Here is a 14,627-nt window from a genome sequence, read left to right on the forward strand (position 1 = left end):
ATAACCCCGACCCGGCCCCATCCTTGGGCCGTCATCGACTACCCGACACTTCAATGGACCCTTCCCCCAGTATCGCCGCGAGCTACGCCGCCCCCTCCTATTTCGCCGACATCGGCATGATTCTGTTTGCCCTCTTCCTGGTCCTGCTCAACGGCTTCTTCGTGGCCGCCGAGTTCGCCATGGTCAAGCTGCGTGCGACCAAGGTGGAGGCCATCGCCAAGCAGCACGGCTGGCGTGGGCGCATCCTGCGCACCGTGCACAATCAGCTCGACGCCTACCTGTCCGCTTGCCAGCTCGGCATCACACTGGCCTCGCTCGGGCTTGGCTGGGTGGGCGAGCCGGCATTCGCGCACCTGCTCGAGCCGGTGCTCGCGGCCGCGGGCGTGCAATCAGCCGCCGTCGTCCACGCCGTTGCCTTCTTCACGGCGTTCTTCATCATTTCGTACCTGCACATCGTGGTCGGCGAGCTGGCCCCGAAATCCTGGGCGATCCGCAAGCCCGAGCTGCTGTCGCTGTGGACGGCCGTGCCGCTCTATCTGTTCTACTGGCTGATGTATCCGGCCATCTACCTGCTCAACGCCAGCGCCAACGCCATCCTGCGCATCGCCGGCCAGGGCGAGCCCGGCAGCCATCACGAGCATCACTACAGCCGCGACGAACTCAAACTGATCCTGCATTCGAACCGCGCGCTAGACCCGGGCAACAGCCAGATCCAGGTATTGGCCTCGGCCGTGGAAATGAGCGAGCTAGAGGTGGTGGACTGGGCCAATTCCCGTGAAGACCTGCTGCAGCTCGACCATGACGCCACCCTCACGGACATCCTCGAGCTCGTGCGCCGACACAAGTACAGCCGATATCCCGTCTATGACGCCGAGCAGGGTGACTACATCGGCCTGCTGCACATCAAGGACCTGCTCCTGGCTCTGGCCGGCGACCCGCAGCTCGCCGAGCACTTCGATCTGGATGCCCTGCTGCGCCCGCTCGAGCGCGTGTCCAAGCACATGCCGCTGAGCGAACTGCTCGACCAGTTCCGCCAAGGCGGCGCGCATTTCGTGCTGGTCGAGGAAGGCGATCACAAGGTCATCGGCTTCCTGACCATGGAAGATGTGCTGGAGGTGCTGGTCGGCGACATTCAGGACGAACACCGCAAGACAGAGCGCGGCATCCTCGCCTACCAGCCCGGCAAGCTGCTGGTCCGCGGCGACACCCCGCTGTTCAAGCTCGAGCGCCTGCTCGACGTCGACCTGGACCATATCGAAGCCGAAACCCTGGCCGGCCTCGTCTACGAAAGCCTCAAACGCGTGCCGGAGGAGAACGAAGTCATGCAGGTTGAGGGCCTGCAGATCGTGATCAAGAAGATGCGCGGACCGAAGATCGTGCTGGCCAAGGTGTTGAAGCAATAAGCGCCAGCTGGTGCAAATCGAGGGTGAAAATCACCCTCAATCGCCACCAACCGCGAAGTTCGGCAGGCTGTTGACCGGCTGGGCGAAGTCGAAGGGGATCGACTCGACAGCCAGGCCGACGTTGCGCTGGACGACGAAGTGCAGGTGCGGGCCGGTGCTGTTGCCAGTGTTGCCGGAGCGGGCCAGCAGGCTGCCGGTCTCGACGCGCTGGCCTTCGCGAACGCTGACCGAGCCCTTCATCAGGTGCAGGTAGACGCCCATGGTGCCGTCGTCATGCAGCACGCGGACGAAGTTGCCGGCCGGGTTGTTGCCACGACCACTCTGGGCATTCTCGACCTTGACCACCATACCGCCGCGTGCCGCGACGATGGGCGTGCCCTCGGGCATGGCGATGTCGGCCGCGTAACGTCCTTTCGGAGTGAAGTGGCTGTACTTGCCGTTGGCGCCCTGGGTCAGGCGGAACGGACCACCGCGCCAGGGCAGCGGGTACTTGTATGGCTTCGGCAGCAGACGCGGGTCGCCCAGGGCATGACGCAGCTTGGGCGTGTATTTCAGCGGTTTGGATGGATCCAGCGGGGCGAGGGTCGCCAGGCGGATCTGGCTACGTGGCGGCAGCACCCAGCGAATCGGCTTTTGCGGTGCTCCGACGGCGTTCTGCACGCCCGTCAGCTTGAGTTCGATATCGACCGGAGCGAAGAGGTCGTTGCGCACCAGCAGGGTTTCACCGGCGGCATGCTTGCGGGTTTCCAGTTTCACCTGGGTGTCGAGCTTCTCGACCATCCGGTCGCTGAAGGTGAACACCCGCGCGCCCGGTGCGGCCTGGTCGCTATAGGTGACCACGCCGTTGGCGTCGGTGTACTTGTAGATGGTCAGAGCCGAGGCGGATGTGGCCAGCCAGAACGCCCCGAGAGCAAGGAGAATGCGCCCGAACATAACTGCAACTTCGAAGTCCAGAGGCCGGCAGACTAGCAGCGCGGCCCCTCAGGTGCGAGCCAAGGACCCTCGACCTGTGAATTTGTTCATCACAAGGCGGTGGTTTCTGACGAGCGGTGAATCGAACCTGACTCAGGCGCCGGGGACGAAGTGCCGCTGGGCGGTACCGCGTGCGATCAGCCTGGACAGGTAATCGAGCTTCTGCGGATCGCGGTCGACGAAACGGAAGGTCAGCTGCAGCCACTCGCTATCGGGCTTGGGCTCCAACGCGGCGACGGCGTGCAGGTAACCGTTGAGCCGGGCCACCTCGCCACCCTCGCCTTGCTCCAGGTCGAGCACTGCACTCTCCAGTACCTGCGGCAGGGTCTCGCCGCGTTTGACCACCAGCAGTGCCTCCTTGAGACTCAGCGCCTTGATCACGCAGGCCTGGGTGCCCGATGCCAACCGCAATTGACCCTGACCACGACCGCCACTCGCGGCACTGGGTTTGCTCGCCGTCGGTGGGATCAGCGGCGCGGCAGGGGCAGCGGTCTGGGGTGCCGGTTTGATGACTTCGGCCTTGCCGCCGGTAAGCGCGGCCAGCGAATCGTTGGCCATGCCGGTCGCCATGTTTTTCACCGGCGCGCTGGCAGCCAGCGCATCGAGCTTGCCGGCGCGCGCCAGCGCCTTGCGGACCTTGGTGGTCAGCTGTTCGTTGGAGAAGGGCTTGCCGATGAAATCGGACACACCGGACTGGATCGCCTGAACGACATTTTCCTTGTCGCCCCGGCTGGTGACCATGATGAAGGGGATGGTTTTCAGCCGCTCCTGGGACCGACACCAGGTGAGCAGCTCGAGGCCGGACATCTCCGGCATTTCCCAGTCGCAGAGGATCAGGTCGAAACGTTCGCGGTCGAGCAGCTGCTGAGCCTTGCGCCCATTGACGGCATCCTCGATGTTGATTCCCGGAAACTGGCTGCGCAGTCCCTTCTTCACCAGATCACGGATGAAGGGCGCGTCATCCACCACCAGAACGTTGACCTTGCTCATTGATCGCTCCTGACTTGTTGGTCGCCAGCATAGCGGCAGCGGCGTGATTAAAAAAAGCGCAGGTGATCGGTGAATCCGCTTTTCTTGCGTCAGGTCAGCCTGCGCGGCCCGCCGAAGGCGCACCCTGGTCCGCACAAGGCAACCGGGGCGGGCATACTGCCTGTCTGTCTTCCAGAATGCGAGGCCCGCCATGTACCAGATACTCGTTGCGCACGACCTGAGCCCTGAAGCCGACCGGGCACTGGCGCGCGGCGCACGGCTGGCACGCTCCAGTGGCGGGCGCCTGGACGTCGTGCATGTGCTGGATGAGCACGCCGACAGCGCCCGGACGCAGCACCCCCGCGAACAGTTGCAGGCCCGGCTTGCCGAGCTCGGCCTGGGGCAGGTACCGCTCTGGTTTCGGCCTGGCCATGTGGCGGAGGCGATCATCACCCAGACCGCCGGCCTGCAGGCGGACCTCCTGATACTTGGCCGCCATCACCGTCAGTCACCGAGCGGATTTGCCGGGACTACTCTCGAGCGCATCCTCCTGGCATGCCCGGTGCCGGTGCTGCTCGCCGTCGACGCGCCCGACCCATACAGTCGCGCCCTGGCGGCCCTGGATTTCTCCCACTGCGCCAGCCGTGCACTTCGTCATGCCTGGAGATTGATGAGCGCAGGCGGCGTGCTCACGGCACTGAACGTCCACGAAGTCGCCGAGGTTCATGGCGCCGACGAGGCCGACCTGGCGCTGCAGCGCGAGCTCTTCGACCAGCTGCTGGCCGACCTCCGTGGCGAGCTACCGGACAACGGCGCCCGCCTCGACGCCCGTTTGCGACAGGGCGAACGCAGCAACTGTCTCGACGCCGCCGTGGCCGAGCTCAAGCCGCAACTGCTGGCATTCGGCGGGCATAGCCGCGGCGAAATCAGCGAGGCCCTGCTGGGCAGCCAGACCCGGGCCTATCTTGGGCAGCCACCCTGCGACGTGCTCATCGCGCGCTGAGTGGGAGCCCGATGACGCTCGGTTGCGTCTGGCCAAAGCCCTGCTACGGTTAGTTCAAGAATAATAATTAGATGAACGCCCCATGCCCCCCGAGCGACTCCTACGCCCAGTTCGGCCCGTGACGCCCCACGTCGGCGCGTCACCGTTGCGCTTCTCTCGGGGCCCGGGCGACCGTTGTCCATCATCCCATTCGTGCCGGGCCCAGCACGCCCTGCCCCACCCGTTCCGTACACCTGACCGCGGTCGTCAGGCGCTGGCGACTCGCCTGCGCCACGCGCGCGGTCGCCCCCTGCAAGGAGATAGGCGATGAAGCGTCTGGCAATTGCAACGGCAGTACTGAGCACCGCAACGGTCATGCCCGCCTGGGCGGAGATTTCCGACGGCAAGGTGAAGATCGGCATCCTCAACGACCAGTCCGGCGTCTACGCGGACTTCGGCGGCAAGTGGTCCTTCGAGGCAGCGAAGATGGCCGCTGAGGACTTCGGCGGCAAGGTGCAGGGCGCGCCCATCGAAATCGTCACGGCCGACCATCAGAACAAACCGGACATCGCCTCCAACATCGCGCGGCAGTGGTACGACCGTGAGCAGGTCGACTCGATCATGGAGCTGACCACGTCCTCCGTGGCGCTGGCCGTGCAGGGCATTTCGAAGGACAAGAAGAAAATCGACCTGGTCACCGGGGCCGCCACCGTGGAGCTGACCGGCAAACAGTGTTCGCCCTACGGCTTTCATTGGGCCTACGACACCCATGCGCTGGCCGTCGGCACCGGCGGCGCGCTGGTGTCCCAGGGTGGCGACAGCTGGTACTTCCTAACCGCCGACTACGCCTTCGGCTATTCGCTGGAAGAGCAGACCAGCGAGTTCGTCAAGGCCAAAGGCGGCGAGATCAAGGGCTCGGTGCGCCACCCGCTGGCGACCAATGACTACTCATCCTTTCTGCTTCAGGCGCAGTCCTCCGGCGCGGAGGTCATCGGCCTCGCCAATGCCGGGCTGGACACCGCCAATGCCATCAAGCAGGCCGCGGAGTTCGGCATAGTCGCCAGTGGCCAGCGCCTGGCCGCGCTGCTGTTCACCCTGTCGGAAGTCCACGGGCTGGGCCTGGACGCGGCGCAGGGCCTGACACTGACCGAAAGCTACTACTGGGACCGCGACGACAAGTCCCGCGAGTTCGCCAAGCGCTTCTTCGAGCGCACCGGGCGGATGCCTAACATGGTCCACGCCGGCACCTATTCCGGCGTGATGCAGTACCTCAAGGCGATCGACAAGGTCGGCACCGACGAAACCGAAGCGGTGGCCAAGGCCATGCACGAAATGCCGGTGGACGACATGTTCGCGCGTAACGCCAAGGTCGGTGCCAACGGCCGCCTGATCAGTGACGTGTACCTGATGGAAGTGAAGAAGCCGGACGAGAGCAACGAGCCCTGGGACTACTACAAGGTGCTCGCCACCGTGCCCGGCGACGAGGCGTACATCGACCCGGCCGAAAGCGGCTGCGACCTGGTGAAGTGAGCGTGATGACGCCCAATGGCGATAACGCAGCCGTAGCCGAAGCACCTCGCGTGGTGCTGTCGGCGCGCGGCCTGCGGCGCGATTTCAAGGGCTTCGTCGCGGTGAACGACGTCGACCTGGACGTCCATCATGCCCGCGTCCATGCGCTGATCGGCCCCAACGGCGCGGGCAAGACCACCGTGTTCAACCTGCTGACCAAGTTCCTGCAGCCCTCGGCGGGCACCATCACCCTGCTCGGCGAGGACATCACCCGTACCGACCCGGCCCGGGTGGCCCGCATGGGCTTGGTGCGCTCGTTCCAGATTTCCGCGGTCTTTCCCCACCTGACGGTGCTGGAAAACGTTCGTGTGGCCCTGCAGCGTCCAGGCGGGCTGGCGACGCAGTTCTGGCTGCCGCTGCGCTCGCTCGACCGGCTCAACGAGCGGGCCATGGCGCTGATCGAGTCGGTTGGCCTGCAGGATGCCTGCGACAGCCCGGCGGCGGACCTGTCCTACGGGCGCAAGCGCGTGCTGGAAATCGCCACCACCCTGGCGCTCGAGCCCCGGGTGCTGCTGCTCGACGAGCCCATGGCGGGCATGGGCCACGAGGATGTGCACATCGTCTCGGAGATCATCCGCGAGGTGGCCCGCGAGCGCGCCGTGTTGATGGTCGAACACAATCTGAAGGTGGTCGCCGACCTCTGCGATCAGGTCACGGTGTTGCAACGCGGCGAGATCCTCACCTCCGGCGACTACCGCAGCGTCAGCCAGGACGCTCGCGTCCGCGAAGCCTACATGGGGACCGACGATGACTGACGCGAGCCCGCTGCTGCACGTGCGCGAACTCAATGCCTGGTATGGCGAAAGCCATGCGCTGCACGGCATCGATCTGGACGTGCACCAGGGCGAGACCGTCACCCTGCTCGGCCGCAACGGTGTCGGCAAGACCACCGCCCTGCGTTCGATCATGGGCATCATCCGCAAGCGCAGCGGCATCATCCGGTTCGATGGTCGCGACATGATGCGCGTGCCGCTGCACCGCACCGCGCACACCGGCATGGGTTTCGTGCCGGAAGAGCGCGGCATCTTCGCCACCCTGACGGTGGACGAGAACCTCAATCTGCCGCCGATCATCGCCAAGGGCGGCATGACCACCAACGAGATATACGAGCTGTTCCCCAATCTGAAGGAGCGGCGAAACAGCGCCGGCACCAAGCTCTCCGGCGGCGAACAGCAGATGCTGGCGATCGCCCGCATCCTGCGCACCGGAGCGAAGCTGCTGTTGCTGGACGAGCCCACCGAAGGCCTGGCGCCGGTGATCGTCCAGCGTATCGGCGATGTCCTGCTGACCCTCAAGCAACGCGGCATGACCATCCTGCTGGTGGAGCAGAACTTCCGCTTCGCGAGCAAGGTCGCCGACCGCTTCTACCTCGTCGACCATGGGCAGATCGTCGACAGCTTCCGTGTCGAGGAGCTGCCCGAGCGCATGGCGATACTCAACGAAACCCTGGGGGTCTGATGACGGAGATCTTCGGCGTACCCATCCAGGCCTTTCTCGGGCAACTGCTGATCGGCCTGATCAACGGCTCCTTCTACGCCATGCTCAGCCTTGGGCTGGCGATCATCTTCGGCCTGCTGAAGGTGATCAACTTCGCCCACGGCGCGCAGTACATGATGGGCGCCTTCGCCGGTTACCTGCTGCTGGCGGTACTCGGCATCGGCTACTGGCCGGCGCTTATCCTCGCACCGCTGATCGTCGGGCTGGCCGGTGCGGTGGTCGAGCGGCTGGCGCTTTCGCGGCTGTACAACCTCGATCACCTCTACGGGCTGCTGTTCACCTTCGGCCTGGCGCTCGCGCTGGAAGGGGCCTTCCGCTACTACTACGGCTCCTCCGGCCAGCCATACGCGGTGCCGAACCTGCTCGCCGGGGGCTACAACCTCGGGTTCATGTTCCTGCCCAAGTACCGCGCCTGGGTGGTGGTGGCGTCGCTGCTGATCTGCCTGGGCACCTGGCTGCTGATCGAGAAGACCAAGCTGGGCGCCTACCTGCGTGCCGCGACGGAGAACCCGACGCTGGTGCGCACCTTCGGCATCAACGTGCCGCTGTTGCTGACTTTCACCTACGGGCTAGGCGCCGGCCTGGCGGGGCTGGCCGGCATCCTCGCCGCGCCGATCTACCAGGTCAGCCCGCTGATGGGTTCGAACCTGATCATCGTGGTGTTCGCCGTGGTCGTGGTCGGCGGCATGGGCTCGATCCTCGGCGCCATCATCACCGGCTACATGCTCGGCATTCTCGAGGGGCTGACCAAGGTGTTCTATCCCGAGGCGTCCAATATCGTGATTTTCGTGATCATGGCGATCGTGCTGCTGGTGCGGCCGGCGGGCCTTATGGGAAGGGATGGCTGACATGCAGCGAGCAACCGTAACCCCGGCAACCGATCGCAAGCGCTGGAACACCGAGACGACGCTGATCCTCATCGGCATCCTCGCCCTGGTGCTCGCACCGCTGTACTTCTATCCCGTGTTTCTGATGAAGGTGCTGTGCTTCGCGCTCTTCGCCTGCGCCTTCAACCTGCTGCTGGGCTATACCGGCATCCTCTCCTTCGGCCACGCGGCCTTCTTCGGCGGCGCGGCCTATTTCACCGCCCATGCCGTCAAGGAATGGGGGCTGACGCCCGAACTGGGCATTCTGGTGGGGATGGTCGGCGCCGCGCTGTTGGGGCTGGTGATCGGCTTCCTGGCGATCCGCCGGCAGGGCATCTACTCGACGATGATCACCCTGGCGCTGTCGCAGATGTTCTTCTTTTTCTGCCTGCAGGCCCCCTTCACCCATGGCGAAGACGGCATCCAGGGCATCCCACGCGGCCACCTGTTCGGTCTGATCGACCTGAAGGAGCCGCTGAACATGTATTTCTTCGTACTGACGGTGTTCCTGCTCGGCATGCTGGCCATCTGGCGGATCATCAATTCGCCCTACGGCATGATCCTCAAGTCGATCCGCGAGAACGAGAACCGCGCCATCTCGCTGGGCTATACGGTGTCGCGCTACAAGCTCGGCGCCTTCGTCATGTCGGCGACGCTCGCCGGGCTGGCCGGCGGGCTCAAGGCGTTGGTGTTCCAGTTCGCCACGCTCACCGACGTGAGTTGGCAGATGTCCGGCGAGGTGGTGCTGATGACATTGCTCGGTGGCATCGGCACGCTGGTCGGGCCGATCTTCGGCGCTGCGCTGGTGACCACCCTGGGCAACTACTTCGCGACGTCCGAGCTGCCGGTCACGCTGGTCACCGGCATCATCTTCATGATCTGCGTGCTGATCTTCCGCCGCGGCATCGTCGGTGAGTTCTACGCCTCGCGCCTGGGCAGACGCCTGGCGCGCTCGCGCACCGGTTGATCAGGCGCTCTCGAGGTGCCCGTGCAGTTCGACGAACTGCTGGCTGAGCTTGTGCCTGGGATCGAAATGAATGAGCGGCGTGCAGGCCTGGTGCGACTCGCGCATGCGCACCGAGCTCATCAGGTGAACCGGCAGTACCGGCAGGCCTTCGGCGATCAGCTCGTCGATCATTTGCTGCGGCAGCGCCGCGCGCGGCTGGAACTGGTTGACGACGATGCCCTCGACTTCAAGGCCCTCGTTATGGTCTTCCTGCAACTCCTCGATCTCGTCGAGCAGGCTGTACAGCGCCTGGCGCGAGAAGCTGTCGCAGTCGAAGGGAATCAGGCAGCGGTCGGCGGCGATCAAGGCCGAGACGGTGTAGAAATTCAGCGCCGGCGGCGTGTCGATGTAGATCCGCTCGTATTCCTCGGACAGGGTCAGCAGCAGCTTTCGCAGCTTGTTGATCTTGTGCTTGGCCTCCAGCTTGGATTGCAGGTCGGCCAGCTCGGCGGTCGCGCCGATCAGATGCAGGTTGTCGAAGCGTGTCTCGCTGATCGGTGGGCGAGCCTTCTTCCCGCCCGGCCCGCCGGCGAGGATCTGCTTGAAGTAGTCGGCCATGCCGGTGGGCAGCGCGTCACCGCTGAGGCCGGTGAGGTAATGGCTGGAGTTGGCCTGGGCGTCGAGGTCGATCAGCAAGGTCCTGTAGCCCTGCGCGGCACTGACCGCGGCCAGATTCGAGGCAATGCTGGACTTGCCGACACCGCCCTTCTGGTTGAACACCACCCTTCGCATGGTTCGTTCCTCCTGTCTGGTCTGGCTGGAGTCTATACAACGCTTGCGGCAAGGGTATGACTACTTTCGCCGGGTCCGACCGGCACGCCTTGATAGCGCTTTGTTACCCTGCGGCAAAAAACAACCCAGGAGCTTGTTCCATGGCCCGGATGCTCATCGGTCTAATATTCAGCCTGCTGTCGTCACCCCTGTTGGCCCAGCCGGCACCGGAGGTGCTCAGGGTCGGCATTACCGAGGTGCCGCCCTTCGTGATTCAGGAGCCCGACGGCCGCTGGAGCGGCATCAGCCTGGAACTTTGGCAGCAGGCCGCCGAGCGCAACGGCTACCGCTACGAACTGCAGCCCCTGCCCTTCGATCAGTTGTTGCCGGGGTTGCAGAACGGGCAGCTGGATATCGCCGTCGGTGCCCTGACCATGACCGCCGAACGCGAGGCGCTGATCGACTTAACCCACCCCTTCTACCGCACCGGGCTGGCCATTGGCGTGCCGGCCCAACCTGATAACGGCTGGGCGGCCCTGCGGGCGCTCATGTCCTGGCAGTCTCTCAGCCTGATCATCGGGCTGGCGGCGCTGCTGCTCATCGTCGGAACGGTGTTGTGGCTCTTCGAACGCAGGCACAACCGGACGCAATTCGGTGACAGCTCGCTTCAAGGCATGGGCAACGGGTTCTGGTGGGCCGCCGTGACCATGACCACCGTCGGCTACGGCGACAAATCACCGGTGACCTTCGGCGGCCGACTGGTGGCGATCATCTGGATGTTCGCCGCCCTGGTCATGGTGTCGACCTTCACCGCGGCGGTGACCACGACCCTGACGGTGGGCAACCTGCAAGGCGGGCTGGAGGGGCCGGACGATCTGCGTCGCGCCCACGTGGCGACCGTCGAGGGCACGGTCAGCGAACGCTACCTGGACGAACAGCGCATCCGCGCCAGTCGCTATCCCGACCTCAGCCAGGCGATGCGGGCCGTGCAGTCGGGCGAGGCCGAAGCGGTGGTCTACGACCTGCCGATCCTGCAGTACCGCAACGGCGAGCTGAACCACGGCGGTCTGCGCGTGCTCCCCGGCACCTTCGAGAATCAGTCGTACGCCTTCGCCGTTCCCAGCCATAGCCCGCTGCGCGAGCCGGTCAGCCAGGCGATCCTCGAAATCACCGCCGGGCCGGCCTGGCAGCAGCTGCTGGAGCGCTACCTCGGCAAGCCCTGAGGCGAAGGTCAGACCGCGACGGGCGCCTTGATGTGCGGATGGGCCTGGTAGCCGACCAGCTCGAAGTCGTCGAAGCGGAAGGCGAACAGGTCCTTCACGTCCGGGTTGAGCTTCATGGTCGGTAGCGGCAGTGGCTCGCGGGTGAGCTGCAGGTCGGCCTGCTCCAGGTGGTTGGCGTAGAGATGGCAGTCGCCGCCGGTCCAGATGAATTCACCCGGTTCAAGGTCGCAGACCTGCGCCACCATCAGCGTCAGCAGCGCGTAGCTGGCGATGTTGAAGGGCACGCCAAGGAAGATGTCGGCCGAACGCTGGTAGAGCTGGCAGCTGAGCTTGCCGTCGGCGACGTAGAACTGGAACAGCGCGTGACAGGGCGGCAGCGCCATCTGTTCGACCAGGGCCGGATTCCAGGCCGAGACGATCAGCCGGCGCGAGTCCGGGTTGCGCTTGATCATGTCCACGAGCTTGGCGATCTGGTCGATGGACTCACCGTTCGGCGCCGGCCAGCTGCGCCACTGATAGCCATAGACAGGCCCGAGCTCGCCGTGCTCGTCGGCCCACTCGTCCCAGATCGAGACACCGTTTTCCTTCAGGTAACGGATATTGGTCTCGCCTTTGAGAAACCACAGCAGCTCGTGAATGATCGACTTGAGGTGGCACTTCTTGGTGGTCACCAGCGGGAAGCCGTCGGCCAGGTCGAAGCGCATCTGGTAGCCGAACACGCTGTAGGTGCCGGTGCCGGTGCGGTCGCTCTTGAAGGTGCCGTGCTCGCGCACGTGGCGCATCAGGTCGAGGTACTGTTTCATCGAGGGGCTCGTCGAACGAAAGTGGGCGCCATAGTAAAGGCTCGTCGCCCGGCTTGTCGCGCCGGACGGAGCAGCGGTCAGGCCGTCGCGTTACGCGGCTCGTGGCGATAGGCCCAGACCATCATCCCCAGACCGATCAGGATCATCGGCACGCAGAGCACCTGCCCCATGGTCAACCAGCCGAAGGCGAGGTAGCCCAGCTGGGCATCGGGCACACGAACGAACTCGACGATGAAGCGGAAGATGCCGTAGCACACGGCGAACAGGCCGGAAACAGCCATGGTCGGCCGCGGCTTGCTCGAATACAGCCAGAGAATGACGAACAGGGCGACGCCTTCGAGGGCGAATTGGTAGAGCTGCGAAGGATGGCGCGCCAGCTGCTGCGGATCGGTCGGAAAGACCATGGCCCAGGGCACGTCGCTCGCCTTGCCCCAGAGTTCGGCGTTGATGAAATTGCCGATGCGCCCGGCGCCCAGGCCGATCGGCACGAAGGGCGCGATGAAGTCCATCAGCTCGAAGAAGCGTTTCCCGTTGCGCCGGGCAAAGATCCAGCTGCACAACAGTACGCCGATCAGCCCACCGTGAAAGGACATGCCGCCCTTCCACACCTGCAGGATCAGCGTCGGGTCGTTGAGATAGGACGCCAGGTCATAGAACAGCACGTAGCCCAAACGCCCGCCGACGATCACACCCATGGCCACCCAGAACACCAGGTCGGAGAGTTTGTCCTTGTTCCAGCTCGGGTCGAAGCGATGCAGCCGGCGCGACGCCAACAGCCAGGCACCGCCGATACCGACCAGATACATCAGGCCATACCAATGGATTTGCAACGGCCCCAGCGACACGGCGACGGGGTCTATCTGCGGATAAGGCAGCATCCAGGTTTCCTCAGATCAAGAAATTGATACCCACGCCCAGCAGCAACAGAGCGAACAGCCGCCGCAACATCTGCGGCGACAGGCGATGCGCGAGCAGCGCGCCGACTCGGGCAAAAAACATACTGGTGATGGCAACGCCCACCAACGCCGGCAGGTAAACGAAGCCGACACTCCATTCCGGCAGATGCGCATCCTGCCAGCCCACCACGGCGAAACTCAACGCGCCGGCGATCGCGATCGGTAAACCACAGGCGGCGGATGTCGCGACGGCCTGCTGCATCGGCACACTGCGCCAGCTGAGAAAGGGCACCGTCAGCGAGCCGCCGCCAATGCCGAAGATCGCCGATGCCCAGCCGATCACCACCCCGGCGAACGTCAGCACCGGCTTGCCCGGCACGCCCGCGCTGGCCTTGGGCTGCAGCGAAAAGCCCATCTGCACAGCCATGGCGATGGCAAAGACGCCAATGATCTTCTGCAGCAGCGGGCCCTGGATCGCGGCCGCGGTCAGGCTGCCGAGCGCGGCGCCCAGCACGATACCGAGCGTCATCCAGAGCACCACCGGCCAGCGTACCGCCCCCTTGCGATGGTGGGTCAGAATCGAATTGAGCGAAGTGAAGACGATGGTAGCCAATGAGGTGCCAACGGCCAGGTGGGTCAGGATCTGCGGATCGAAACCTTGCGCGGTGAAGCTGAAGACCAGAACCGGCACGATGATCAGCCCACCTCCCACGCCGAACAGCCCCGCCATGACCCCAGCGAATCCGCCCAGCAGCAGATAAAGCGCGAACTCCATCGGACCACCCTGAAAAAACAAAGCGGCATGGTAGCGGAAAAACGCCTTGGCGGCTGGACGCGTGGTCTGCCGACGCGCAAAGGGATCGGCAGCGACCGTCAGCGGTCAGAGTTCGGGTACGTCGGCTCGCTTGCTTGTGGGCGAGCCGCCCTTTCGTCTAGCCTCGAGCCTCATTCGCCTTTTCGACCGCCTATGTGCCTGATCGTGTTTGCCTGGCGCCCGCAACACTCGGTGCCCCTGATCGTCGCCGCCAACCGTGACGAATTCTACGACCGTCCCAGCCTGCCACTCGGGCATTGGCAGGACGCGCCCGGCGTCGTCGGCGGCATCGATCTGCAGGGTGGCGGTACCTGGATGGCCGTCACCGAACGCGGCCGCTTCGCCGCGCTGACCAACATCCGCGACCCCAGCGCACCGACCGGCTCGCGCTCGCGCGGCGAACTCCCGGCTCAGTACCTGCGGGGCGACCTGTCCCCGGAGGCCTACCTGATCGAGGTGTCGGGCTTTCTCGAGCATTATTCGGGCTTCAACCTGCTGATCGGTGACCGCGACGAGCTGTGGTACCTCAACTCCTGCGAGGCCACGCCACGCAAGCTGGCGGCGGGCGTCTACGGGCTGTCGAACGCGGCGCTGGACAGTCCCTGGCCGAAGTTGCGGCGGGCACGCGCCGCACTGCAAGGCTGCCTCGACACGGCCAGCTGCGAAACCTTGCTGCAGTTGCTCAGCGACCCGCGCACCGCCGAGGACGAGGAGCTACCCGATACCGGCGTCTCGCAGGAAATGGAACGGTTGCTGTCGAGCGTGTTCATTGCCAGCGCCGACTACGGCACGCGCGCGAGCACGGTGATCATCCGCCACGCCGATGGCTCGACGGAGGTGGTCGAGCGCAGCTTCGATGCCAAGGGGCCGGCCGGGGAAACCCGCATCGTCCTGCCGCCGTTTCGCGACTGAAACG

At 64.9% G+C, this 14,627-nt stretch carries 15 protein-coding genes; 9 read left to right on the forward strand and 6 right to left on the reverse strand.

What is annotated here, in order from left to right:
* Positions 1-53: 53 nt before the first annotated feature.
* A complete protein-coding gene (locus tag MST27_RS15730) occupies positions 54-1,403 on the forward strand; it encodes a hemolysin family protein (RefSeq protein WP_243606880.1) in 1,350 nt (449 codons plus the stop codon).
* 36 nt (positions 1,404-1,439) lie between these two features.
* Here MST27_RS15730 and MST27_RS15735 read toward each other — a convergent pair whose 3' ends face one another.
* Entirely contained in the window at positions 1,440-2,336 is an 897-nt protein-coding gene (locus MST27_RS15735; RefSeq protein WP_243606881.1) for a peptidoglycan DD-metalloendopeptidase family protein, read from the reverse strand.
* Positions 2,337-2,468: 132 nt separating this feature from the next.
* Positions 2,469-3,365 (reverse strand): response regulator, encoded by an 897-nt coding sequence (locus MST27_RS15740; protein WP_243606882.1) that lies wholly within the window; start codon positions 3,363-3,365, stop codon positions 2,469-2,471.
* Positions 3,366-3,555: 190 nt separating this feature from the next.
* Here MST27_RS15740 and MST27_RS15745 point away from each other — a divergent pair, with 190 nt between their 5' ends.
* The 6 genes from MST27_RS15745 (at position 3,556) to MST27_RS15770 (ending at position 9,225) form a co-directional block, all read left to right on the forward strand.
* Complete coding sequence (locus tag MST27_RS15745) at positions 3,556-4,347, forward strand: universal stress protein (protein ID WP_243606883.1); 792 nt, start codon at positions 3,556-3,558, stop codon at positions 4,345-4,347.
* 306 nt (positions 4,348-4,653) lie between these two features.
* Positions 4,654-5,856 carry an ABC transporter substrate-binding protein gene (locus tag MST27_RS15750; RefSeq protein WP_243606884.1) on the forward strand — a complete coding sequence of 401 codons (1,203 nt, stop codon included), beginning with the start codon at positions 4,654-4,656 and terminating at the stop codon, positions 5,854-5,856.
* A gap of 5 nt (positions 5,857-5,861) precedes the next feature.
* Positions 5,862-6,650 carry an ABC transporter ATP-binding protein gene (locus MST27_RS15755; RefSeq protein ID WP_243606944.1) on the forward strand — a complete coding sequence of 263 codons (789 nt, stop codon included), beginning with the start codon at positions 5,862-5,864 and terminating at the stop codon, positions 6,648-6,650.
* Positions 6,643-7,353, forward strand: a complete 711-nt coding sequence (locus MST27_RS15760; protein ID WP_243606885.1) for an ABC transporter ATP-binding protein — start codon at positions 6,643-6,645, stop codon at positions 7,351-7,353. Before MST27_RS15755 ends, MST27_RS15760 begins: the two co-directional genes overlap by 8 nt.
* On the forward strand, positions 7,353-8,240 hold the full coding sequence (locus MST27_RS15765; RefSeq protein ID WP_243606886.1) for a branched-chain amino acid ABC transporter permease: 888 nt from the start codon (positions 7,353-7,355) through the stop codon (positions 8,238-8,240). The genes MST27_RS15760 and MST27_RS15765 overlap by 1 nt, the downstream gene beginning before the upstream one ends.
* A gap of 1 nt (position 8,241) precedes the next feature.
* A complete protein-coding gene (locus MST27_RS15770) occupies positions 8,242-9,225 on the forward strand; it encodes a branched-chain amino acid ABC transporter permease (RefSeq protein WP_243606887.1) in 984 nt (327 codons plus the stop codon).
* On the opposite strand, the gene MST27_RS15775 is transcribed toward MST27_RS15770, so the two are convergent.
* Positions 9,226-9,996 carry a ParA family protein gene (locus tag MST27_RS15775; protein ID WP_243606888.1) on the reverse strand — a complete coding sequence of 257 codons (771 nt, stop codon included), beginning with the start codon at positions 9,994-9,996 and terminating at the stop codon, positions 9,226-9,228.
* A gap of 140 nt (positions 9,997-10,136) precedes the next feature.
* Between MST27_RS15775 and MST27_RS15780 the strand changes: the two genes are divergently transcribed.
* Complete coding sequence (locus tag MST27_RS15780) at positions 10,137-11,198, forward strand: transporter substrate-binding domain-containing protein (protein ID WP_243606889.1); 1,062 nt, start codon at positions 10,137-10,139, stop codon at positions 11,196-11,198.
* Positions 11,199-11,206: 8 nt separating this feature from the next.
* Here the strand turns inward: MST27_RS15780 and MST27_RS15785 are convergent, their stop codons facing one another.
* The 3 genes from MST27_RS15785 to MST27_RS15795 form a co-directional block, all read right to left on the reverse strand.
* Positions 11,207-12,001: a thymidylate synthase gene (locus MST27_RS15785; RefSeq protein ID WP_243606890.1), complete on the reverse strand. Its 795-nt coding sequence runs from the start codon at positions 11,999-12,001 to the stop codon at positions 11,207-11,209.
* A gap of 77 nt (positions 12,002-12,078) precedes the next feature.
* The gene (lgt, locus tag MST27_RS15790) at positions 12,079-12,879 is read right to left on the reverse strand and encodes a prolipoprotein diacylglyceryl transferase (RefSeq protein WP_243606891.1); all 801 of its coding nucleotides are present in this window, start codon (positions 12,877-12,879) and stop codon (positions 12,079-12,081) included.
* 10 nt (positions 12,880-12,889) lie between these two features.
* The gene (locus tag MST27_RS15795) at positions 12,890-13,672 is read right to left on the reverse strand and encodes a sulfite exporter TauE/SafE family protein (protein ID WP_243606892.1); all 783 of its coding nucleotides are present in this window, start codon (positions 13,670-13,672) and stop codon (positions 12,890-12,892) included.
* A gap of 192 nt (positions 13,673-13,864) precedes the next feature.
* On the opposite strand from MST27_RS15795, the gene MST27_RS15800 reads away from it, so the two are divergent.
* Positions 13,865-14,623 (forward strand): NRDE family protein, encoded by a 759-nt coding sequence (locus MST27_RS15800; protein ID WP_243606893.1) that lies wholly within the window; start codon positions 13,865-13,867, stop codon positions 14,621-14,623.
* Positions 14,624-14,627: the final 4 nt, after the last annotated feature.

Source organism: Stutzerimonas marianensis (assembly GCF_022810315.1).
GTDB lineage: Bacteria > Pseudomonadota > Gammaproteobacteria > Pseudomonadales > Pseudomonadaceae > Stutzerimonas > Stutzerimonas marianensis.

Excerpts from the sequence above, each read along its gene's own strand:
- MST27_RS15730 (WP_243606880.1), top strand. The coding sequence starts at position 54 with ATGGACCCTTCCCCCAGTATCGCCGCGAGCTACGCCGCCCCCTCCTAT.
- MST27_RS15735 (WP_243606881.1), bottom strand. The coding sequence starts at position 2,336 with ATGTTCGGGCGCATTCTCCTTGCTCTCGGGGCGTTCTGGCTGGCCACA.
- MST27_RS15740 (WP_243606882.1), bottom strand. The coding sequence starts at position 3,365 with ATGAGCAAGGTCAACGTTCTGGTGGTGGATGACGCGCCCTTCATCCGT.
- MST27_RS15745 (WP_243606883.1), top strand. The coding sequence starts at position 3,556 with ATGTACCAGATACTCGTTGCGCACGACCTGAGCCCTGAAGCCGACCGG.
- MST27_RS15750 (WP_243606884.1), top strand. The coding sequence starts at position 4,654 with ATGAAGCGTCTGGCAATTGCAACGGCAGTACTGAGCACCGCAACGGTC.
- MST27_RS15755 (WP_243606944.1), top strand. The coding sequence starts at position 5,862 with ATGACGCCCAATGGCGATAACGCAGCCGTAGCCGAAGCACCTCGCGTG.
- MST27_RS15760 (WP_243606885.1), top strand. The coding sequence starts at position 6,643 with ATGACTGACGCGAGCCCGCTGCTGCACGTGCGCGAACTCAATGCCTGG.
- MST27_RS15765 (WP_243606886.1), top strand. The coding sequence starts at position 7,353 with ATGACGGAGATCTTCGGCGTACCCATCCAGGCCTTTCTCGGGCAACTG.
- MST27_RS15770 (WP_243606887.1), top strand. The coding sequence starts at position 8,242 with ATGCAGCGAGCAACCGTAACCCCGGCAACCGATCGCAAGCGCTGGAAC.
- MST27_RS15775 (WP_243606888.1), bottom strand. The coding sequence starts at position 9,996 with ATGCGAAGGGTGGTGTTCAACCAGAAGGGCGGTGTCGGCAAGTCCAGC.
- MST27_RS15780 (WP_243606889.1), top strand. The coding sequence starts at position 10,137 with ATGGCCCGGATGCTCATCGGTCTAATATTCAGCCTGCTGTCGTCACCC.
- MST27_RS15785 (WP_243606890.1), bottom strand. The coding sequence starts at position 12,001 with ATGAAACAGTACCTCGACCTGATGCGCCACGTGCGCGAGCACGGCACC.
- lgt (WP_243606891.1), bottom strand. The coding sequence starts at position 12,879 with ATGCTGCCTTATCCGCAGATAGACCCCGTCGCCGTGTCGCTGGGGCCG.
- MST27_RS15795 (WP_243606892.1), bottom strand. The coding sequence starts at position 13,672 with ATGGAGTTCGCGCTTTATCTGCTGCTGGGCGGATTCGCTGGGGTCATG.
- MST27_RS15800 (WP_243606893.1), top strand. The coding sequence starts at position 13,865 with ATGTGCCTGATCGTGTTTGCCTGGCGCCCGCAACACTCGGTGCCCCTG.